The organism is Stappia indica, assembly GCF_001696535.1.
Taxonomy (GTDB): Bacteria; Pseudomonadota; Alphaproteobacteria; order Rhizobiales; family Stappiaceae; genus Stappia; species Stappia indica.
On record NZ_MBQE01000004.1, the window covers coordinates 694,157 to 715,304 of the forward strand.

At 68.0% G+C, this 21,148-nt stretch carries 20 protein-coding genes; 14 read left to right on the top strand and 6 right to left on the bottom strand.

Annotated features, from left to right (window positions below; all coding sequences use genetic code 11):
* Nucleotides 1–149 precede the first annotated feature (149 nt).
* Genes BBX35_RS17360 through BBX35_RS17370 form a run of 3 tightly spaced genes read left to right on the top strand, consistent with a single transcriptional unit; the run spans nt 150 to nt 2,317 of the window.
* A complete protein-coding gene (locus BBX35_RS17360) occupies nt 150–1,061 on the top strand; it encodes an ATP-binding cassette domain-containing protein (protein WP_067222563.1) in 912 nt (303 codons plus the stop codon).
* A complete protein-coding gene (locus BBX35_RS17365) occupies nt 1,054–1,896 on the top strand; it encodes a metal ABC transporter permease (protein ID WP_067222783.1) in 843 nt (280 codons plus the stop codon). Before BBX35_RS17360 ends, BBX35_RS17365 begins: the two co-directional genes overlap by 8 nt.
* Before the next feature lie 13 nt (nt 1,897–1,909).
* Complete coding sequence (locus tag BBX35_RS17370) at nt 1,910–2,317, top strand: Fur family transcriptional regulator (protein WP_067222566.1); 408 nt, start codon at nt 1,910–1,912, stop codon at nt 2,315–2,317.
* Nucleotides 2,318–2,390: 73 nt separating this feature from the next.
* Here BBX35_RS17370 and BBX35_RS17375 read toward each other — a convergent pair whose 3' ends face one another.
* The 4 genes from BBX35_RS17375 to BBX35_RS17390 are packed head-to-tail and all read right to left on the bottom strand — an operon-like array spanning nt 2,391 to nt 6,319.
* Nucleotides 2,391–3,212: a heme ABC transporter ATP-binding protein gene (locus BBX35_RS17375; protein WP_067222568.1), complete on the bottom strand. Its 822-nt coding sequence runs from the start codon at nt 3,210–3,212 to the stop codon at nt 2,391–2,393.
* Nucleotides 3,209–4,318, bottom strand: a complete 1,110-nt coding sequence (locus tag BBX35_RS17380; protein WP_244271656.1) for a FecCD family ABC transporter permease — start codon at nt 4,316–4,318, stop codon at nt 3,209–3,211. The genes BBX35_RS17375 and BBX35_RS17380 overlap by 4 nt, the downstream gene beginning before the upstream one ends.
* Nucleotides 4,319–4,337: 19 nt before the next feature.
* On the bottom strand, nt 4,338–5,234 hold the full coding sequence (locus BBX35_RS17385) for a heme/hemin ABC transporter substrate-binding protein (protein ID WP_067222570.1): 897 nt from the start codon (nt 5,232–5,234) through the stop codon (nt 4,338–4,340).
* 23 nt (nt 5,235–5,257) lie between these two features.
* Complete coding sequence (locus BBX35_RS17390; RefSeq protein WP_067222573.1) at nt 5,258–6,319, bottom strand: hemin-degrading factor; 1,062 nt, start codon at nt 6,317–6,319, stop codon at nt 5,258–5,260.
* Nucleotides 6,320–6,715: 396 nt separating this feature from the next.
* Here BBX35_RS17390 and BBX35_RS17395 point away from each other — a divergent pair, with 396 nt between their 5' ends.
* From BBX35_RS17395 to BBX35_RS17420, 6 genes are all read left to right on the top strand, one after another.
* Nucleotides 6,716–8,776, top strand: a complete 2,061-nt coding sequence (locus BBX35_RS17395; protein ID WP_208979864.1) for a TonB-dependent receptor domain-containing protein — start codon at nt 6,716–6,718, stop codon at nt 8,774–8,776.
* A gap of 18 nt (nt 8,777–8,794) precedes the next feature.
* Nucleotides 8,795–9,247 (top strand): hypothetical protein, encoded by a 453-nt coding sequence (locus tag BBX35_RS17400; RefSeq protein ID WP_067222577.1) that lies wholly within the window; start codon nt 8,795–8,797, stop codon nt 9,245–9,247.
* Nucleotides 9,248–9,318: 71 nt separating this feature from the next.
* Complete coding sequence (locus BBX35_RS17405; protein ID WP_067222579.1) at nt 9,319–10,026, top strand: MotA/TolQ/ExbB proton channel family protein; 708 nt, start codon at nt 9,319–9,321, stop codon at nt 10,024–10,026.
* Nucleotides 10,016–10,405 (top strand): biopolymer transporter ExbD, encoded by a 390-nt coding sequence (locus BBX35_RS17410; RefSeq protein ID WP_067222582.1) that lies wholly within the window; start codon nt 10,016–10,018, stop codon nt 10,403–10,405. Before BBX35_RS17405 ends, BBX35_RS17410 begins: the two co-directional genes overlap by 11 nt.
* A complete protein-coding gene (locus tag BBX35_RS17415) occupies nt 10,402–10,854 on the top strand; it encodes an ExbD/TolR family protein (RefSeq protein ID WP_067222583.1) in 453 nt (150 codons plus the stop codon). The genes BBX35_RS17410 and BBX35_RS17415 overlap by 4 nt, the downstream gene beginning before the upstream one ends.
* Nucleotides 10,854–11,969: an energy transducer TonB family protein gene (locus BBX35_RS17420; RefSeq protein WP_067222586.1), complete on the top strand. Its 1,116-nt coding sequence runs from the start codon at nt 10,854–10,856 to the stop codon at nt 11,967–11,969. The genes BBX35_RS17415 and BBX35_RS17420 overlap by 1 nt, the downstream gene beginning before the upstream one ends.
* A 150-nt stretch (nt 11,970–12,119) precedes the next feature.
* Here the strand turns inward: BBX35_RS17420 and BBX35_RS17425 are convergent, their stop codons facing one another.
* Nucleotides 12,120–13,424 (bottom strand): DUF2254 domain-containing protein, encoded by a 1,305-nt coding sequence (locus BBX35_RS17425; protein WP_208979865.1) that lies wholly within the window; start codon nt 13,422–13,424, stop codon nt 12,120–12,122.
* 112 nt (nt 13,425–13,536) lie between these two features.
* On the opposite strand from BBX35_RS17425, the gene BBX35_RS17430 reads away from it, so the two are divergent.
* The 5 genes from BBX35_RS17430 (at nt 13,537) to BBX35_RS17450 (ending at nt 19,254) form a co-directional block, all read left to right on the top strand.
* A complete protein-coding gene (locus tag BBX35_RS17430; RefSeq protein ID WP_067222588.1) occupies nt 13,537–14,355 on the top strand; it encodes an extensin family protein in 819 nt (272 codons plus the stop codon).
* 150 nt (nt 14,356–14,505) lie between these two features.
* Nucleotides 14,506–16,347, top strand: a complete 1,842-nt coding sequence (locus BBX35_RS17435) for a PHA/PHB synthase family protein (RefSeq protein WP_067222591.1) — start codon at nt 14,506–14,508, stop codon at nt 16,345–16,347.
* A gap of 104 nt (nt 16,348–16,451) precedes the next feature.
* Nucleotides 16,452–17,468, top strand: coding sequence for an ABC transporter substrate-binding protein (locus BBX35_RS23945; protein WP_244271650.1), 1,017 nt, complete (start codon nt 16,452–16,454; stop codon nt 17,466–17,468).
* Entirely contained in the window at nt 17,465–18,499 is a 1,035-nt protein-coding gene (locus BBX35_RS17445; RefSeq protein ID WP_067222593.1) for a FecCD family ABC transporter permease, read from the top strand. The genes BBX35_RS23945 and BBX35_RS17445 overlap by 4 nt, the downstream gene beginning before the upstream one ends.
* Nucleotides 18,496–19,254 carry an ABC transporter ATP-binding protein gene (locus tag BBX35_RS17450; RefSeq protein WP_067222595.1) on the top strand — a complete coding sequence of 253 codons (759 nt, stop codon included), beginning with the start codon at nt 18,496–18,498 and terminating at the stop codon, nt 19,252–19,254. Before BBX35_RS17445 ends, BBX35_RS17450 begins: the two co-directional genes overlap by 4 nt.
* A gap of 11 nt (nt 19,255–19,265) precedes the next feature.
* Here BBX35_RS17450 and BBX35_RS17455 read toward each other — a convergent pair.
* A partial coding sequence (locus BBX35_RS17455; protein WP_141687890.1) for a putative Ig domain-containing protein occupies nt 19,266–21,148 on the bottom strand: 1,883 nt, incomplete at its 5' end.

A 21,148-nucleotide genomic window follows, 5' to 3' on the forward strand; every position in this document is an offset into this window, starting at 1 on the left:
TGTTGCGTTACGCTATAACGTGTGAGATACAGGCGGGCAAGCCCCCTGTTGGACCTCTGCCGAAAAATCTCCCGCACTGCGAAAAGGGCGGGACTTGCCCGCCGCGCGGGAGCGTTGGAGGATGGCTGCGTGAATCAGGATCCAGCTTCATGTTGACGACCACAACGAGGCCCGCCGGCGAGGATCTCGTCCGCCTCACTGGCGCGGGCGTGTACCGCGATGGGCGCTGGCTGGTGCGCGGCGTCGATCTTGCCGTGCGCCGGAGCGAGATCGTCACCTTGATCGGGCCGAACGGCTCGGGCAAATCCACCACGGCCAAGACCGCGCTTGGCATCGTCACGCCGAGCGAGGGCAAGGCGGAGCGCTGCCCCGGCCTTGCCGTCGGCTATGTGCCGCAGAAGCTCAGCATCGACTGGACACTGCCGCTCACCGTCGAGCGGTTCCTCTCGCTCACCGGCCGCATTTCCTCGCGCGAGACCGACCGCGTGCTGGAGGCGACCGGCATTCCGCACCTGCGCCACGCCGAGATGCGCAATCTCTCCGGCGGCGAATTCCAGCGTGCGCTGCTGGCCCGTGCCATGGCCCGCAAGCCGGACCTTCTCGTCCTCGACGAGCCGGTGCAGGGCGTCGACTTTTCCGGCGAGGTCGCCCTTTACGATCTCATCCGCCGCATCCGCGACGACATCGGCTGCGGCATCCTGCTGATCTCGCACGACCTGCATGTGGTGATGGCGGCGACCGACCATGTCGTCTGCCTCAACGGCCATGTCTGCTGCCAGGGCGCGCCGACGGCGGTCGCCTCCAGCGAGGCCTACAAGCAGCTGTTCGGCGCTCGCGCCGATGCGACGCTCGCCGTCTACGAGCACAATCACGACCACACCCATCTGGAGGACGGGCGGGTGCTGCATGCCGATGGCAGCATCACCACGCATTGCCATCCGGACGACGGTCACCACCACCACGACCACGACCACGATCATCACCACCACGATCATGATCACGACCATGATCACGGGGCAGGGGGCGCTGCCGCATCCCCGGCCGGAGGGCGCCATGCTTGACGACTTTTTCCTGCGCGCCCTGATCGCCGGCGTCGGCGTCGCCCTCGTCGCCGGGCCGCTCGGCTGCTTCGTCGTGTGGCGGCGGCTCGCCTATTTCGGCGACACGCTTTCGCATGCCGCGCTCCTCGGCGTGGCGCTGGCCTTCCTGATGCAGGTCAACATCACGCTGTCGGTCTTCGCCGTCTCGGTGATGGTCTCGCTGGCGCTGCTCGGCCTGCAGCGGCGGGCTTCGCTGTCCTCGGACGCGCTGCTCGGCCTGCTCGCCCATTCCTCGCTGGCGCTCGGCCTTGTCGCGCTCGCCTTCATGAGCTGGGTGCGCATCGACCTGATGGGCTTCCTCTTCGGCGACATTCTCGCCGTGTCGAAGTTCGACATTCTCGCCGTCTATGTCGGCGGTGCGGCGGTGCTGGCCGTGCTGGTGATGATCTGGACGCCGCTCTTTGCCGCCACCATCAGCCGCGAGCTGGCCGAGGCGGAGGGCTTGCGCCCCGACCGGGCCAACCTGATATTCATGATCCTGCTGGCGACCGTCATCGCCATCTCGATGAAGATCGTCGGCGTCCTGCTGATCACGGCGATGCTGATCATTCCGGCGGCCACCGCGCGCCGCCTGTCCGGCGGGCCGGAGCAGATGGCCGTCATCGCGGCCCTTGTCGGGGCCATTGCGGTGGTCGGCGGCTTGTTCGCCTCGCTGGAGTGGGATACGCCGTCGGGGCCGTCCATCGTCGTTGCGGCGCTGGTGCTGTTTCTCGCCAGCCTGTCGCCCTTCGCCGAGAAGCTGCCGAAGCTGTTCGGCCGGGACGAAAAGGGCTCGCGCCCGGGGGAAGCCAAGTGATGAGGACCAGTCGATGAGCGGAGAAACCCTGTCCGGCCTGACCCGCAACCAGACGCTCGTCCTGTCGGCGCTCGAGCGCGCCGGCGCGCCCTTGAGCGCCTACACCATCCTCGACCAGCTGCGCGAGGAGGGTTTCCGCGCTCCGCCGCAGGTCTATCGTGCGCTCGACAAGCTGGTGGAAATGGGCGCCGTGCACCGGCTGGAAAGCCTCAACGCCTTCGTCGCCTGCCGCCATCCCGACTGCGAGGGGCACGAGACCGCCGCCTTCGCCATCTGCGAGACCTGCGGACAGGTCCGCGAACTCAACGACGCGCATCTTGCCCATCACCTGCGCGATCTTGCCGGCAAGGACGGGTTCGTCGTGCGCAAGTCGACGGTGGAACTGCGCGGCACCTGCGCAACCTGTCTGGCTGCTGCCTAAGACAGGCAAGAATGTCTGGCTGCTGCCTAAGACAGGCAGGAAGGTCAGGCTGCGGCCTGACGGGGGCAGGATTTCAGCGCACCGCCGCGGCCGGTCCCGCCGCCTGCGGCAGGATGAAGGGAACCTCGCCCGCCGGCACCGCCGACACCCGCAACGGGTGGTCGAACGCCTCGGACACCAGCCGGTCGGTGATGACCTCTTTCGGCGTTCCCTGCGACAGCAGCCGGCCGCTCTTCATCACCAGGATATGGTCGGCGTAAAGCGCCGTCAGGTTGAGGTCGTGAAGCACCGCGACGACACCGCCGCCGGCCCGCGCATAGTCGGCCGCGACATCCATGATCAGGATCTGGTGGCGGATATCGAGGCTGGAGATCGGCTCGTCGAGGAACAGCCAGCGCGGCACCCCGTCCGGGCACGGCTCCCACACCTGGCACAGCACCCGGGCGAGCTGCACACGCTGCTGCTCGCCGCCCGACAGCGAGTGGTATTCGCGCGCGGCGAAGCCGTCGAGATCGACCCGCTCCAGCGCTTCGGAAATCCGCCGGTGCGGCGAGCCGGCAGGGAGAGCGCCGCGGCGGATGCCGAGCCGTACCACTTCGGCGACCGTCAGCGGAAAGGTCAGGCTGGCATGCTGCGGCAGCACCGCACGAAGCGGCGCCAGCGCTTCCGGCGGCAGGTCGTCGACCGCAACGCCGTTGAGCCGCACCCGCCCGCTATGGGGCAGCTCGCCGGTCACCGCCTTCAGCGTCGTGCTCTTGCCCGAGCCGTTCGGCCCGACGATCACCGTCACCTGGCCGGCCTTGGCGGCGAAGGAGACGTCGCGGACGATGGGCGTGCCGCCCAGCGACACGTGCAGCGCCTCGATCTCGAGAGTGTCTTTCGCAGGCGTGGTCATGTGGCGATCAGCCCTTTCCGCCGCAGCAGGATCCACAGGAAGAACGGCGCGCCGGCCAGCGCAGTGAGAATGCCGATGGGCAGCTCCGCCGGGGCGACGATGGTGCGGCTCACCGTGTCGGCGAGGATCAGCAGGCTGCCGCCCAGCAGCGCGCAGGCCGGCAGCAGGAAGCGGTGATCCGGGCCGATGGTCAGCCGCAGCAGATGCGGCACGACGATACCGACGAAGCCGATGCCGCCGCTGACCGCGACCGAGGCGCCGGTCGCCGCCGCCACGGCGACGATGGCGATCCGCTTCAGCCGCTGCACGCGAATGCCGAGATGCCCGGCCGCGGCCTCGCCCAGCACCAGGGCGTTGAGCCCGCTGGCCAGGAACGGCACGCCGACCAGCACGATCGCGATGATCGGCCCGGCCGCCAGGATCTTCTCCCAGTTGGCGCCGGCCAGCGAGCCGAGCCCCCAGAAGTTGAGATCGCGCAGCTGCTGGTCGTCGGCGATGAAGACCAGGAGGCCTGTCGCCGCGCCCGCCAGCGCCGCCAGCGCGATGCCCGCCAGCAGCATCGTCGCGATGGAGGTCATTCCGCCGCGCGTGCCGATCCGGTAGAGCGCGAAGGTGGTGACGAGACCGCCGAGGAACGCCGCCAGCGGCAGCGCGTAGATGCCGAGCACGGCGACCACCGGCGACAGCGCCGTGGTGCCGAGCACGATCATCGAGGCAGCGCCCAGGCCTGCGCCCGCCGACACGCCGACGATGCCGGGATCGGCGAGGGGATTGCGGAACAGGCCTTGCATCACCGCGCCCGAAACCGCCAGCGCCGCGCCGATCAGCGCGCCGAGCAGGACGCGCGGCAGCCGCACATCCATCAGCACGATCCGGTCGCGCAGCTCCGACGGGCTGGCCGCCTCGCCCTGGCCGAACAGCCCGTTGACGACGGCCGACAGGCTGATCTGCAATGCGCCGGTGGTCAGCGAGAACAGCATCACCGCGACGAGCAGCACGGCGAGCCCGGCGATCACCAGCCGCGCCAGCGGCTCGCGGTCGCCAAGGCGCGCCCGGGCGACCACGCGCTCTGGCAGCAACCGTTCGGACAGGGACGAGGAGGTCAGGCTCACGGGTGCGCCTCCCTCAAAGGCCCATATCGGCGAGCGCTGCCGACAGGTCGCGCACGGCAGCGCCGGTGCGCGGGCCGAAGCCGATCAGGTAGAGGCCGTCCATCTGGATCAGCCGCTTGTTCTGCCCGGCCGGCGTCTGCGCCAGCGAGGCATTGGCGAACACCTGGTCGGCGGAGGCGGTGTGGCCTTCGCCGCGGCTGATCATCAGGATCACGTCGGGAGCTGCGGCGATCAGCGCCTCGTCGTTGATCTGCTTGTAGCCCTCGAACACGCCCATGGCGTTGGTCGCGCCGGCCATCTCGATGATGCCGTTGGCGGCGGTTCCGGTGCCGGAGGCGAGGATCCGCCCGCCGTTCATCGACAGGATGAACAGCACGCGCGCGTCGCGCCCGCGCGCCTTCGCCTCGTCGATCGCCGCGTCCAGTTCCGCAGCCACCTGCTCGGAGAGCTTGGCCGCCTTGTCGCTCGCGCCGATGGCCTCGCCCACCTTCTCGATCTTGCCGAGGATGCCGGCGCGGTCATAGGTCTCGGGCACGGCGACATAGGGCACGCCGGCCTCGCGCAGCACGGCCAGCGCCTCCGGCGGGCCGCTGCCGTCCAGCATCAGGATGGCGTCGGGCTTCACCGACAACACGCCCTCTGGCGAGAGGGCGCGCATGTAGCCGACATCGGGCAGCGCGGTGGCTGCGTCCGGGAAGCCGCTGGTGGAATCGCGCGCCACCAGCCGGCCTTCCTCGCCGAGCGCATACATGATCTCGGTCACCGAGCCGCCGATGGAAACGATGCGCTGCGCGCCGGAGATGTCGGCGGCCTCCTCGGCGAAGGCCGGGGAGGCAGGCAGGGTGAGCGCTGCGGCCAGCGCGATGCGGCGCAGCGTGCGGCCGAGCGGCCGCGGGAGAAGAAGGGTCATGGTCCGTCCAGACTTGTCTTGTGTCACTCGGCCGCGACGGTCGCGGGGCGCGCCAGCCCCTCGACCAGCTCGCGCCAGTCGGAGCGCTCGACCTTGCCTTCCTTGCGCACGCCGAAGAACTGGATGATCAGCGTGCCGTCGGAGTCATAGGCCTCGATGGAGGTCACGTGGCCGTCGCTGGTCGGCTTGCGCACGGCCCAGGCCTCGGTGATGTGGTCGGTGCGCAGGTGCAGGTGGAAGCCGGGATCCATCACGTTGATCCAGGGGCCCATCGGCGCGATTTTCGCGATGGGTCCGGAATGGATCTGGATGCAGCCGCGATTGCCGACGAAGCACATGATCGGCTGGCCGCTGTCGGCCGCCGCCTGCATCATCGCCGGTACCGCGCCCTCGGCCAGCGGCCAGGCGTAGTCGTCGCCGGCAAGATTGAGCGCATTCAGCCGGTGCAGGTCGAGATCGCGCAGCATGCCGTGGAACTGGTGGGTGTCGGTCAGCGCCTGCCAGCGCTCGCGCAGCGCGTCTTCCTTGTCGCGCTCCAGTGCCGGACGCGCGGAGATCTCGGCCGGCGTCACCTCGGTGAGCAGGCCCGGCTCCTGATCGTCGGCCAGCAGGCTCTCCACCAGCGCGTTCCAGGCCGCCATGTCGGTGCCGGGACGCGTATGCACCTTGTGCACCGCATCGCCGTGCACGTCGAAGAACTGCAGGCTGTGCCGCTCCACGCCGTCCTCGCCGGTCTTGGCGACGGCAAAGCCGTGCACCCAGGCGGTCGGGAACATGCGCGTGTCGATGTCCGCGCCCAGCATCATCGCCGCGCGCTTGCCGGGCACGAAGCGGTCGTAGACGCCGATCTTCTCGTGCACCGCGCTCTCGTTGCGGGTCAGCGCCATGACTTCGCCGACGCCGGCCAGACCCTTGAAGATCTCGTCGAAGCGGATCTCGATGCGGCTGACGCCCAGCCCGCAGAAGGCTGAGACGAATTCCGCCTCGCTCAGCTCCAGCATGCGGGCGAGGTCGCGCTCGCGCATCTTCGGGTTCTCGGCGCGCATGCGGCGGACGTGTTCGTAATCGGTAGTTTCGCGAGTCATGGGGTCACCTTGTTGCAAGCGGCCGAGCCGCGATCCGCCCCTGGCGGTCTCGCGCCCATACGGGCCGGTCGTGTTCGACCTGGGCTTGCACCTCTCCGGGTAGCTGCCGGGTCCGGCGCGGCTCATGCGCGCCACCGCGGTTTTCCGGTGGAAAGGCTGTGCTGGCTAAGGTGCCGAACGGGTTGCCTGTGATCGGAGTGCCGATCTCATACTTGACTCAATTACTCATGTTTTGTAACGACATCAATACCTGAGCAAGTTTCTCAAGTTTTATCAACATTCGACGAGCAAGCAAGCACATGCCAGCGAGCGATCGAGCACGATTGGAGTTGTCAAATGGGGCTGGCAGGCTCGAAGAGGACTGAAATGACGGCAGCGGGCAGGGCTGCTGTCTTGATGAGCGGTGTCGCGTTTTCCGCGCTTTGCGGTGTTTCCGGCGCCTTCGCGCAGGACGTCGCGGCGGAGGGCGATCCCGGACGGGTGACCGCGCTGCAGCGCATCGTCGTCGGTGCCGGCGCCGAGAAGGTGGCGATCGACACGCCGCAGGCGGTGACCGTCCTCGACCAGGAGGACATCGACGCCGAGCAGGCGATGACCATCGGCGAGCTGTTCCGCCAGGTGCCGGGCGTCACCATCGTCGGCAGCGACCGTATCGGCGGCCAGTCCTTCAACATCCGCGGCATCGGCGATCTCGGCTCGTCGGACGAATCGAAGATCATCGTCGCGGTGGACGGCGCGGTGAAGTTCTACGAGCAGTACCGCATGGGCTCGTTCTTCTCCGATCCCGAGCTCTACAAGCAGGTCGAAGTGCTGCGCGGCCCGGCGTCCTCGACGCTCTACGGGGCGGGCGCCATCGGCGGCGTGATCAACTTCCAGACCAAGGATCCGGAAGACTTCATCAAGCCGGGCCAGACCGCCGCCGTACGTCTCAAGACGATGTACGATTCCAACAAGGACGGCGCCATGGCGTCCGTCACCGCGGCCTATGCCTTCTCCGAGCAGACCTCGATGCTGCTCAACGGCAACTTCCGCCGCTCCGGCGAGTACGAGAACGGCCTCGGCCAGCCGATCCCCGGCTCGGACTTCGAGTCCTTCTCCGGCCTTGCCAAGATCGTCCACCGTTTCGGCGACAACAACGAGCAGTCGGTCCGCCTGTCCTACGAGCGCTGGCAGAGCGATGCGGACGACACGGCCTACTCGCAGACCGGCACGCTGCCCTTCGGCACCATCGACCGCGAGATCCTCGACCAGACCGTGGTCTTCGCCTACGAGAACCCGGCCAGCGACAATCCCTGGCTCGATCTCAAGCTGAACCTGTCCTTCTCGGACACCAAGGTGAACCAGAGCAACGCTTCGGCGCCGATTCCCTCGCCGTTGTTCTTCGACAGCGAATACGGCTACCGCACCTGGTCGGGCCGGCTGGAGAACACCTTCGATTACGAAGGCGAGAACATCCGCAACTACTTCACCTTCGGCACGCAGCTCAGCTACCAGGAGCGTGTCGGCGACACCGTGTTCGGCAAGGTCTCGTTCCACCCCGAGGGCACGGACACCAAGGCCGGCTTCTTCGCGCAGAACGAGTTCATCTGGAACGACCGGCTGACCCTCATCCCGGGCGTGCGCGTAGACTTCGTCAACCTGGATCCCTCCAGCAGCGTCATCGGCGGCAGCCAGCGGCACGAGACGGCGTTCTCGCCCAAGCTCGCGGTCATGTACAAGCTGAACGACACGTTCTCGCTCTTCGGCTCGCTCGCTCATACCGAGCGCGTGCCGACGCTGGACGAGCTCTATTCGACCAACGTGCCGGACGGCAGCTATCCGGGCGGACGGACGGTCAGCCCGAACCTGACCAAGGAAAGCTCGAACGCGGTCGAGATCGGCTTCACCATGCAGGCGTTCGACCTGTTCACTTCCGGCGACGGCCTGCAGGTCAAGACCACCGGTTTCTACAACGACCTGAAGGACATGATCGCGCCGAACCCGGCCCGCGGCCAGGCGACCCCGGTCTCGTACTACGTCAACATCAATGCCGCCGAGATCATGGGCGTCGAGGTGGAGGCGGCCTACGAGTCGGAGTTCTTCTTCGGCAGCCTGGCCTTCAGCCACATCCACGGCGAGGACAAGGCGACCGGCGCGACGCTGAACACGATCCCGGCCGACACGCTGGCCGTGACGCTCGGCGGCCGCCTGCCGGACTACGACCTGTCCTTCGGTTGGCGCGGCCTGTTCGCCGGCTCCATCGGCACCGGCGCCACTGCCCGTGCGGGCGGCTTCGGCGGCTATTCGGTGCATGACCTCTTCGCCGACTGGAAGCCGGACGAGGGCATGATGGCCGGTTTCGAGGTCCGCGGTGCCGTCGAGAACCTCTTCGACAAGCAGTATCGCAACAACCTTGCCGGCGACGACGGCAAGGGCCGCACGTTCAAGTTGACTCTGGCCAAGACCCTTGGATGGTAGGCCGCAAGGGAGAAACGAATGGGACGCAGACTTGAGATCGTGGCTGCGGCGGCTTTGACCGCCGCGGCCCTGTGGGCCGGTCAGGCGCGGGCGGCGGAGGAGGCTTCGCCCGAGGCGGCCTCGTCCGGCCTTCACATCGAGCTGAACCGGGTCACGGACAATGGCGGCGGCGGATGCCGCCTGACCTTCGTCGTGCGCAATGCGACCGGCGGCGAGGTACCGCAACCGCGATTCGAGTTCGTGCTCTTCGACAGCGACGGTCTCGTCGACCGGCTGACCACCTTTGACTTCGGTGCGCTTCCGCCCGAAAAGACCTCGGTTCGCCAGTTCGATCTGGCGGGCGTTGCCTGCGGCAAGCTCGGCCGCATCCTCGTCAACGGTCCGGCCCAGTGCGGCGAGGGCGGTGCTGCCGCCCATTGCCAGGCGCAGCTGACGCTCGCCAGCAGGGCCGAAATACCCCTCGGACGCTGAAGGCTGATTCCCGATCCGCCCCCGCCCGGAACTCCCCGAACTGCACTTCATGAGCTGTTAGGAACGCACCCATGTCTTTCGCCGACATTCTCGCCTCGATCTCGGGCTTCCTGGAGCTCGGCGGCCCCGTCGTCGCCGTGCTCGCCGGCCTGTCCGTGGTCGCCCTGACGGTGGTGATCCTCAAGCTCGCGCAGTTCTGGACGCAGCGGGTCGGTCGTCCTGGCCGGGCCGAGGCGGCCGTGCGCCTGTGGGGCCATGGCCGCCGCCGCGAGGCCTGGCAGGCGCTCGGCGACATCCGCAGCGCCTCGGAGGAGGCGGTCGCCATCGCCATGCAGTCGGGCGAGGGCGGCAAGACCGTCGACAAGGCGCTGGTGGAGGAAGACATCGCCCGCGCCGCGACCCGCCGCCTGCACCGCTACAATGCCGGCATGAAGGCGCTCGACGCCATCGCCCAGATCGCGCCGCTGCTCGGCCTGTTCGGCACCGTGCTCGGCATGATCGAGGCGTTCCAGAAGCTGCAGTCGGCCGGCAATGCCGTCGATCCGTCGCTGCTTGCCGGCGGCATCTGGGTGGCGCTGCTGACCACCGCCGTCGGCCTTGCCGTCGCCATGCCGGTCTCGCTCGTCGTCACCTATCTGGAAGGCCAGATCGAGAACGAGAAGGTCGCCATCGAGACGCTCGCCTCCGCCGTGCTGCTGGAGCAGGCGCGCGGCGGTGCCCGTGCGACGTTCGAAGAGGTCGAGGCAGGGGGCTACGAACAGGTGGCCAATGCGCATTGACTTCGCCGCTCCGCGCCGGCGCCGGCTGTCGCTGACCTCGCTGATCGACGTGATCTTCCTGCTGCTGCTGTTCTTCATGCTGTCGTCGACCTTCACGCGCTTCGCGCAGGTAGACCTGGCGGCTCCCGGCGGCGGCACGGGCGGGGCCGTCACCCGGCCGGACATCTTCGCGACCGTCGATGCGAACGGCCTCACCGTGAACGGCACGCTTGTCGATCCTGAAGCACCCGGCACCGCCGTCTCCTCGCTGGTCGAGGCCGGCGCCAAGACCGCGCTGCTCGTCCCGCGCGAGGGTGCCCGCGCCCAGGATCTGGTCAGCGCGCTCGAGCTGCTGCGCGGCGGCGGCGAGCTCAAGGTCATCGTCGCGAGGCCGAAATGATCAAGGTTCGCCAGAAGCCGCCCAAGCGTCAGGCGGAGAGCACCATCTCCTTGATCAACATCGTCTTCCTGATGCTGATCTTCTTCCTCATCGCCGGCCAGCTCGCCCCGCCGGTCGACCCGGACGTGACGCTTGTCGATACGACCGAGGCGCCGCCGCTGGCCCCGCCCGATGCGTTATTCGCCGACAGCGAAGGGCGCCTGTCCCATCGCGGCCAGCCGGTCGAAATCGCGGCCTATCTCGCGGCTCTTGGAGCCGAAGCGCCCGTCGACGGCGAAGCCGCGCCCGCGCCGGGGCCCGTTCCCGGTGAGGACGCCGGCACTGGCGGCCCGGCCGTGCTGCTGGCGGTCGACCGCGATCTCGATGCCGCTCGCATGCTGGAGATCGCCGACCAGCTCTACCGGGCCGGCGCCGGCAAGGTATCGCTCGTAACCAGGGGAGCGGAGTGATGAAGCTGAGACCGCATCATGTCGCCGCGGCTCTCATGATCTCGACGGCGGTGCACGCCTCTGCCGTCGCCGTCATCATGCACGAGAGTTCCGGCATCCAGATCGAGGGCGGCGGCACCGTGCTGTCTGCCGAGCTCGGCGATGCCTTCGTCGACGCGCTGCAGGCCGGCGCCGACGGCGAGCACACCGAGGTGACGAGCGAAACGTCGGAGGTGGTGACGCCCATCGACGCGCCGGAGGGCGAGAAGCCCGTCGAGCACGCGACGGCGCTGGAAGAGTCCTTGAGCGAGGAGGCCGCGGCGCCCGACGTGCCGCACAGCGAGGCCGTGCCGCCGGAAGAGGTGGTGGAGGCCGTCGAGCCTCCGGCCGAGCCGACCCCGGTCGCGACCGAGACCGCCGAGCCCGTGTCGCAGACCGCCGAGACGGTGCCGGCCGAGGAGAGCGTCGAGGCGCTGCCCACCGAGATGGCGGCCCTCGCACCGGGGATAGTCGCGACCGCCGTGCCGACCGCCGTCGAGCAGGCGACCGAGGTTCCGCAGGCCGCCCCCGTCCAGGCCAGCGTCTCGCCGGTCGAGGCGCAGCCCGTTCCCGCGACCGAGCGGCTCGAGGCGACCGCCGCCGTGCCGATGCCGCAGGCCCGGCCGAAGGACCTGAAGATCGCCGAGGTTCGCCGCGAGGCGCCGGCCCGCAAGGCCGACACCGCCAAGCGGCAGAAGGAGAAGGCCGCCAGCGTCCGTACCAAGAAGTCGGCCAGCGGCCGGGGCGGCAACTCCAACGCGACCGCCAAAAAGGGTGGTTCGCAGAACATCGGCAACTCGAAGGAGTTCGGAAACGCCGATGCCTCCAACTACATCGGCAAGGTCGTTCGCAAGGTCGAACGTGCCAAGCGACGCGGCAGCGTCGGCCGCCAGCGCGGCGAGGCCGTTGTTGCCTTCGTCGTCTCCAGCAACGGAGGTCTCTCCGGCGTCCGTCTGGCGCGCAGCTCGGGCAACGAAGCCATCGACCGCGAGGCGTTGAACATGGTGCAGCGCGCGCAGCCTTTTCCCCCGATCCCGCCGGAGGCACGGCGCAAGAGCTGGACCTTCTCGTTGCCGATCGCTTTCAGGGGATCTTGAGACGCGATTCTCGAAATTCGGCGATTTCGATACGGAATTTTGCAAAATTCGTCTCAAGGCGTTGCAAGCCGGATATGCCCGGGCGGGACCACCGTCCGGGCATTCGCGTTCGAAGGGCTTTTCCCCGCAGCGCCGGCGCGGCCGTCGGCCTCAGCTCCGCCTGTCGGCGTCTTTCAGGATGCGATGCGCCTTGTAGAGTTCGTGCGCCACTTCCGCCCGGTCGTCGCGGTTGCGAACGGCGATATTGGCGTCGGTTGCGATCAGCCGCAGATGCGTGCGCAGGATCGCCGCGTGGTCGCCGCGACACACCAGCCCCATGCGGCCGATGGCCTGGATCAGCCGCAGCACCACCATGACGTTGCCGCTGGCCGCCCGCCGCATCGGATGCAGCGCCGTGCCGACGATCTCCTTCAGCTCGATCAGCTCCAGCCACACCCGCGGCTTGTCCTCCTTGTCGCAGATCAGCGAGGAGGGCGCGCCGCGCTGCAGGATGATCGCCAGCGAGGCCGACAGCTGGTCCAGGGCACTGATCGCCGTATAGGAATCGTTGATGCCCGGCGACAGGGCGCGCAGCGCGATCTCGACGTTGAGATGGACATTGAACAGGATGTCCCCGTCGGCCGAGCGCGCATCCGCCAGCAACACCGAGCGGTGCACCGCCTCGGCCAGCGCTTCCCGGTTGCCATCGACCCGGTGCAGCACCGCAATGGGCGTGCCGGCGATGATGAAATGCCCCGGCCGCGCGATCACCCGCACGAAGCCATCGTATTCCACCGCATTTCGCAGCAAGGCCTCCGCCTGCACGGCGGTGACATAGCCGGAGGTCCGCGCCAGCACCGGCTCGCCCTCGTCGTCGGGAATGGCGTTGCGGTCGTCTGGCTCCTCCTTGGGCTCGTCCGCAAGCAGGCGGTCGATGGCCGAGCGCAACGACCGCTGGGTGCGGGCGATCTCGTTATCCACCATCACCCGGCGGGCGGTGTCATGCACGAAATACACGACCCAGAAGAAGCTCGTCGTCGCCAGCAGGATGGCAATTGCAACCGAAAGGCGCGGCACCTCGTTTTCGCCCACGACATAGAGGACAAAGAGCGAATAGAGGAAAGTTGCGCCGAGCAGGCCGATGGTCGATTGGTTGACACGATTGTCGGTAAACGTCTCCAGCAGCCGTGGTCCGATATTGCCTGCCGCCAGCGTGAACACCACCAGCGTCAGGGAATAGACGAGGCTGATGACGGTCATCATCGCCCCGGCGATGGTGCCCAGCACAGCCCGCGCGCCGCTGGTCGAGATGTTGAGGAAGGGCAACGCGTCGTAGGCGGAGCCGAGCACGTTCATCCGGTCGATGGAGACCGCCGCACCGGCCATCACCAGGCCGCAGATCGCCATCACGGCCGGCACGAAAAGGAAGCCCCGCACCATGCGCTGCAACCGAAGCAGGGAAAGGCTCTTGAACACGACGTCTCCCGTGGATCATCCGCTTTTCGGGCCGAAGCAGCCGGACTTGCGTCGTGCGAGCCTATACGCTTGTCGCGGGTCGAGGCGAGCGGGGATTGCGATTGCGGCCGCCGTGCTGCTCGCCTCGGCGACGTCCGGGGCCGGTGCCAGGACGCCGCTGCCGCAGCCAAGGCCCTATCAGGCCGCACCCTCGCAGGACGGGCGGGGACAGGCCGAGGACATCCCGGCGCAAAAACCGGAAGCCGACCGGGCTGCGGACAGCACGGTCCTGCCGCGTCCCAAGCCGGTTGTCCCCGATTTCGCGACTACCGGCCCCGCCGAGGAGCCCGGGAACAGCCGGTTCGCCGCCGCGCCTCCGGCCGGGGAAAAGCCCGCGGCGGATAGCGAGGCCGTCACCGGGTGTATCGAGGCCCTGCGCCGTGTCGGGGCCACCTTCGAGCGGGTCCCACCCGTTCCGGGGGCGGGCGCCTGCGGTATCGAGGATGCGGTCTCCGTCTCGGCGGTCGGTGGGATGGCGCTGGTTCCCGAAGCCGTGCTGTCCTGCGATACGGCGGCCGTTGCGGCGCGCTTTGCCGCGCAGGTCATCGCCCCGCTGGCCAGCTCCACGCTCGGCTCGGAGGTGGCCCAGATCCGCGTTGCCGCCTCCTATCACTGCCGCGGCCGCAACCGCATCGCCGGCGCGCGGCTGAGCGAGCATTCCTTCGGGCGGGCCATCGATATCCGCGGGCTCATTCTGAAGGACGGACGGGAGTTCGCCGTCGCCCCGCGCCAGACCGGCAGCGATGCCGGCGCGGCGACGAAGCTCCAGAAATCGCTGCGTGCTGCTGCTTGCGGCCCCTTCACCACCGTACTCGGGCCCGGCTCGGACGCCTACCACAACGACCACTTCCATCTCGACACCAAGCCGCGCCGCGCACCTTATTGCCGCTGACCCGAGGGGACAGGTGGTGTTTGCAGGAACCCCAAGCTGACGCGGAACCCAAGCTGACACAGATCAATGTCGAGGGCGTCGGCGTCGGGCAAGATGACCGTGCGGTCTGCGGATCGCACCGCCCCACTCAGAGCGTATGTCGAGGCTGCCATGACCAGGCGCGCGCAGAACAAAGCCGACCTCCTTGCCGGGACCGCCCTTGCCGCGGCAGCCGCTCCTCCGGCGCTGGCGCCGGCACCGTCGCCGACCGGGGCGACGCAGCCCGCTGAACCGGCCCGTCATCTGCACGAGAACATGGACCGCAGCGTGCGCGCCGCCGTTGCGCGCGTCACCGGCGGCGTGTCGCCGCACGCCTTCATGGAGGCCTGGAGCGACTGGGCGCTGCACATGAGCCGGGCACCCGGACGCCAGCTGGAAATGGCCGAACGGGCGCAGGAAAACGCGCTGAAACTGCTGGCCTCCTGCCTTCCGGGCACTGAGGGCGCGGCACGCACGCCCTTTGCGCCGAAGGACTTCGACCACCGTTTCGATCACCCCGGCTGGGAGCAGCTGCCGTTCCGCAGCTGGAAACAGGGCTTTCTCGCGGTTCAGGACTGGTGGGACCACGCGACCGACCGGCTGCGCGGGCTGGAGGAGCAGGACGCCAACCGCACCCGCTTCATGGCGCGGCAGGCGCTCGATCTCGTTTCGCCCTCCAACTTCCCGTGGCTCAATCCGGAGATCATCGAGACGACCGTGCGGCAGGGCGGCCGCAACTTCCTGGAAGGTGCCGAGCATCTGTCGCAGGATCTCGTCAAGACGCTGACCCAGCGCCACGATCCGCCGCCGGAGGGCTACCGGCTCGGCAAGGATCTCGCATGCACGCCTGGAACCGTCGTCTATCGCAATGATATCCTTGAGCTTATCCAGTACGCGCCAACGACCGCGAAGGTGCAGGCCGAGCCGATCCTGATCGTGCCGGCCTGGATCATGAAATATTACATCCTCGACCTGTCGCCGCAGAACTCGATGGTGAAATATCTGGTCGATCAAGGCTTTACGGTTTTCATCATTTCCTGGGTCAATCCGACCGCCGAGCAGGCGGACCTGTCGCTGGAGGACTACCGCAAGCGCGGCGTCATGGCGGCGCTGGACGCCGTTTCGGCCATCGTTCCGGACCAGCGCATCCATGCCGTCGGCTATTGTCTCGGCGGCACCATGCTGGCGATTGCCGCAGCGACGATGGCGCGGGACTGCGACGAGCGCCTCGCCTCGGTGACGCTGATGGCGGCACAGGTCGACTTCGTCGAGGCCGGGGAATTGTTGCTCTTCCTCGACGAAAGCCAAGTGGCGTTCCTGGAGGATATGATGTGGGACCAGGGCTATCTCGACCGCCCGCAAATGGCCCGCACCTTCGCCGCGATCCGGGCCGAGGACCTGATCTATACCCGGGCCGTGCGCCGCTATCTGCTCGGCCAGGACGATCTTCCCACCGACATCGGCGTCTGGAACGGGGATACGACGCGCATGCCCGCGCGCATGCACTCGCAATATCTGCGCGGCCTGTTCCTGGAAAACCGGCTCACCGCCGGGCGGTTCTCGGTCGAAGGGCGCGTCATCGCGCTGAAGGACATTTCTGCGCCGATGTTCGTCGTCGCCACCGAGACCGATCACATCGCCCCGTGGAAATCCGTCTACAAGACCCAGCTTTTCACCGACAACGACCTGACTTTCGTCCTCACCAAGGGCGGGCATAACGGCGGCATCCTCAGCGAGCCGGGCCATCCTCGCCGCCACTATCGCCTGTCGCATCGCCCGGCCGGCGCTCATTATTCCGGTCCCGACGGCTGGCAGGAGCGGCACCGTCCGCGCCCCGGTTCCTGGTGGCCGGAATGGTCCGCCTGGCTTCTCGCGCGCAGCAGCGGGGAGGGGATACCTCCGGCCGTCGGCGCGCCGGACAAGGGGTTACCCCCGCTCGAACCGGCCCCCGGCAGCTACATCCATCTGGCGTGACGGGGATTGGGGATGGGTCTAAAACATGAGTAAAATACTCTTGAATTGATCGGCTCATGGGAGTAGCTCTCGCGCATCCCCCTCAGATGCGCGGACTTGTTCTCATGTCTTCCAGCTTTCCTCTCGCCGCCGCGACGCTCGCCCTGGCCGCTCTCGTCTTCTCGCCGGCGCGCGCCGAGCCGACCACCTATCCCCTGACGATTGAGAATTGCGGTGTCGAGGTGACGTTCGAGAAGGCGCCGCAGCATGCGGTGGCGCTCGGCCAGAACAGCGCCGAAATCCTGCTGCTGCTCGGTCTTGAGGACCGTCTCGCCGCCTCGGCATTCTGGCCGACCAAGGTGCTGCCGGAACTCGCCGAGGCGAACGAGAAGGTGAAGCTGCTCACGGTCGAGCTGCCGACGCTGGAATCGATCCTTGCCGAGGAGCCGGACTTCGTCGCCGCCCAGCTGCCCTTGCTTCTCGGCCCCGACAGCAAGGTGGCCAAGCGCGAGGATTTCGCCGCGCTCGGGATCCCCAGCTACCTGGCTCCGGGCATCTGCAACACCCGCAAGGACACCGGCGACATCTATGGCAGTCGCCAGCAGCTGTGGAACATGGACCTGCTGTTTCAGGAGATCGACGAGCTGTCGCGGATCTTCGACGTCGCCGACCGCGGCCAGCAGCTGATCGCCGAGTTCAAGCAGCGGGAGGCGGACCTGCGCGCCCGGTTCGGGGATACCCCGGACCTGACCTTCCTGTTCTGGTTCTCCAGCCCGTCCGTGGCGGACGATGCCTATCTCGGCGGCAAGAACGGCGCCTCGGGCTTCATCGCCGACGTCCTGGGAGGCCGCAACGCCATCACCACCGAGGCGGAATGGCCGACGGTCGGCTGGGAAGGCATCATCGCCGCCGATCCGACGGTGATCGTCGCCGCATCTCTCGACCGCAATCGCTGGGATCTCGACCGGGCGGAAAACAAGATCGCCTTCCTGAAGAACGACCCGACCGTCAGCCAGATGGAGGCGGTGCAGAAGGGCCATATTGTCACCATGAACGGGGCGGCGATGAACCCGACCATCCGCACCATCTACGGCGCGGAGGAAATCGCCGCGCAGCTCGAGGCGCTCGGACTGCTGAAGTGACGATATCCCCGTCCAGGGCGGGCCTGCGGTTCGCTGCATTGCTGGTCGCATCGCTGGCCATCCTGGTGCTGGCGATCGCAACAGCCGTGGGGATAGGCGAAATGCGGATTCCGCTGCGCACCGTCGCCCTCGCCGTGACCAACCAGTTCGGCTGGACCTCCGCCGAGATCAGCCGCATCCAGGCCAGCGTCATCTGGGACCTGCGGCTCAGCCGCGCGCTGGTCGCCGCCCTGTGCGGTGCGGGCCTGGCCATGTGCGGCGCTATCCTCCAGTCGCTGCTGCGCAATGCCCTGGCCGAGCCCTATGTGCTCGGCATCTCGGCCGGCGCCTCCACCGGGGCCGTCGCGGTGATTATCCTCGGCGTCGGCGCCGGCGCGGTCTCGCTGTCGATGGGCGCCTTCGCCGGGGCGCTGGCGGCTTTCGTCTTCGTGGCGGTGCTGTCCGGCGGCGGGCGGGGCGGGGCCGACCGCACCATCCTGTCCGGTGTTGCGGCCGCCCAGCTTTTCAACGCGCTCACCGCCTATATCGTCACCACCTCGGGCAATGCACAGCAGGCGCGCGACGTGATGTTCTGGCTGCTCGGGAGCCTCGGCGGCGTGCGCTGGCCGGAGTTCCAGTTGCTGGCCGTTGTGGTCGCGTTCGGGCTCGGGGTGTGCATCTGGTATGCCCGGGCGCTCGATGCCTTCACCTTCGGCGACGACGCCGCCGCGTCGATGGGAATACCCGTGGAGCGCGTCCGGGTTATCCTCTTCGCCGTCACCGCGGTGATGACGGCGACCATCGTCAGCATGGTGGGGTCCATCGGCTTCGTCGGCCTGGTCGTCCCGCACGCGGTACGCTTCCTCATCGGGCCCGGCCACATGCGGCTGCTCCCCGCCTGCCTGCTGGTCGGGGCAGTGTTCATGGTCCTCGCCGACATCGTCTCGCGTAGCATCATGCAGCAGCAGACCCTGCCAATCGGCATCGTCACGGCGCTGGTGGGCGTGCCGTGCTTCGCACTTATCCTCTACCGCGCGAGGCCGGCGACATGAGCATATCTGCCGAAAACCTTGTCTGGCGGGTCGGGCGCAAGACGATCGTCGACGATGTCTCGTTCAAGGTCGAGCCGGGCAAGGTGCTCGGGCTGCTGGGGCCGAACGGCTCGGGCAAGTCGTCGTTGCTGCGGCTGCTTGCAGGGCTCAGGCGCCCGGCGTCCGGCCGTGTTCTGCTCGACGGAACGGATATCGCACGCACCGGCCGCCGCGAGCTGGCGCGGCGCGTGGCGCTGGTCCAGCAGCACGCCGCGACCGATGTCAACGTGTCGGTCGAAGATGTGGTGCGCCTTGGCCGCACGCCGCATCGCGGCCCGCTTGCGGCCTGGAAGCCTGCCGATACGCAGGCGGTCGACACGGCCCTGGAGCAGGTCGGCATGACCGGGTTTCGCCGCGAGGCGTGGCAGAGCCTGTCGGGCGGCGAGCGCCAGCGCGTCCACATCGCCCGGGCACTCGCCCAGCAGCCGCGCGAGCTGTTCCTCGACGAGCCGACCAACCATCTCGACATCCAGCATCAGCTGGACCTGCTTCGCCTCGTCTCGCAGCTGGGGCTGACGACCATCGTCGCGCTGCACGATCTCAACCACGCCGCGATGTTCTGCGATCGGCTGCTGGTGCTGCATCGGGGACAGGTCGTCGCCGACGGCATCCCCGCCGACGTGCTTGCCCCCGATCTGCTGCGCGACGTCTTCCGCGTCGATTGCGACTTCCTGCGCTCCTACGACGACGTTCTCCGCATCCTGTTCAGGAAGTAGCGCCGGCCGGATCAGAACCGGACGGCAACGCCCATCCTGCCGCCGGCCGAGGCCTGGCCGTCTCCCTCGATGTTGAAGAGAAGCCCGGCGTCGACGCTCCACATCCCGCCATTGGTGAGCTCCACGCCGGCGCCGACCGATCCGAACGCGCCGGACCCGCCGAGCCCTGCAAAGCCGCCTGTCAACGCGACGCTCGGGGTCACGACCATGCCGTCGTCGAGGACGAACCGCCGGGAGAGCTCGGCGCCGAGGCTGACGCGCAGCTGCTCGACCGTGAAGCCGTCCATGGCAACCACATTGCCGGCCGCGTTGCTGACGCTGTAGTCGTCGACCTTCTCGGACAGGTAAACGGCCCGCACCTTCGGCGCCAGCGTCGTCGCTTCGTCGAGCTGCCACGTGCCGGACAGGGACGTGTCGAACATCCACCGTCTGGTGTCGAACTTGCCGTCCCAGAACCGCGTGTCGATGTCGTTAGATGACCCGCCGTAGCGCAGGCTGGTGTCCCAGAACACGCCGCGACCGAGCTCGAACGAGGCGTAGGGGCCGACGAACCAGCCGTTGCCGGTGAGTCGCGCATCGTCGCGCGTCGGATCGCTCATCCGGTCGAAGTGGAACGAGATGCCGATCAGCGCGCGCTCGGTCAGCAGATAGTCCGCACCGGCCGAGAACAGCGCGAAGGTGCCCCAGCGGTTGTCTTCCCCGTTGCGGTTGTGCACGGCGAAGGTGCCGTCGACCCACACGTTGAACGAGGAGGTGTCGACACCGAGGCTGCGTTCGATCGCTTCGCTCGCCGCGGACATCTGCGCCAGGCTGGTGGCGAAGCCGAGGGTCACGCCCTGGCCCGACGGCATCATGCGCATGTTGATGACATCGTGCGCCGACTTCATCTGCCGTCGCTCGCGCAGGCCGGGCACCTTGATCGTGTTGCTGAGCAGGTTCTGGCGCGTCTGCACGAAATCGTGCACCAGGCCGTGGACCTCGTTTGCAACGGCCTGAGGATCATAGCCGAGCGTGTAGAGGACCGTGCCGACGTTGGATGTGCCGAGCGAACTGGTCAGCGTGAAGCGTACGCGCACCTGACCCGAATAGGTCGGGTTCGGCGTGAACTTCAGATAGAAGCCGACGGGAGTGGGCGCGCTGTCGAGCTGCGCGAATTCGCCGTAGACGATCTGCGCGGTGCCCGCATTGGCGGGTTCCACGGCGACGATGGCGGCGGATTGGAACGGTCCGCCCGTCGCGCCGCTCGTCAGGTTGACGTTGGGCGGCGTCGAGCCCGGCGGCACGGTCACATCCTTGTCGCTGACGGTCACCGTCTGCTCGGCAACGGTCAGCGTGTAAGCCGCCGAACCGATGACGTTGTTGGCATCGCGCGCCTGGATCGTGAAGCTGTAATTGCCGTCCGTATCGGGATCCAGCGGACCGGTCAGCTGGCCGGTGGAGATGTTCAGCACCAGACCGTCGGGCAGGCTGCCCGAGGCGATGCTGTAGAGATAGGGCGCAAGTCCGCCGCTGGCTGTGATCGAGGCGCTGTAATCCTCTCCGGCGGTTGCGGCAGGCAGTTCGCCTCCGGCGGGGCTCAACGAGATGACCACCGGAGCTACGTCGACCTGGATGGAATAGGCGGCGTTGCCGGTGTCGTTGTGGGCATCGGTGGCGGTGACGGTGAAGTTGGCCGTCTCCGCCGTGGTCGGCGTTCCGGTGAGGGCGCCGTTCGAGGCAAGGGTCAGGCCGTCGGGCAGGGCACCTGCGGTGACGGCATAGGTGTAGGGCGCCGCGCCACCGGATGCGGTGAAGGTCTGGCTGTAGGCGGTGCCGACCTCGCCATTGGCGAGGCTGCCGGCCGCCGGGGCGAGCGTGATGACCACCGGGGCTGCATCGACCTGGATGGAATAGG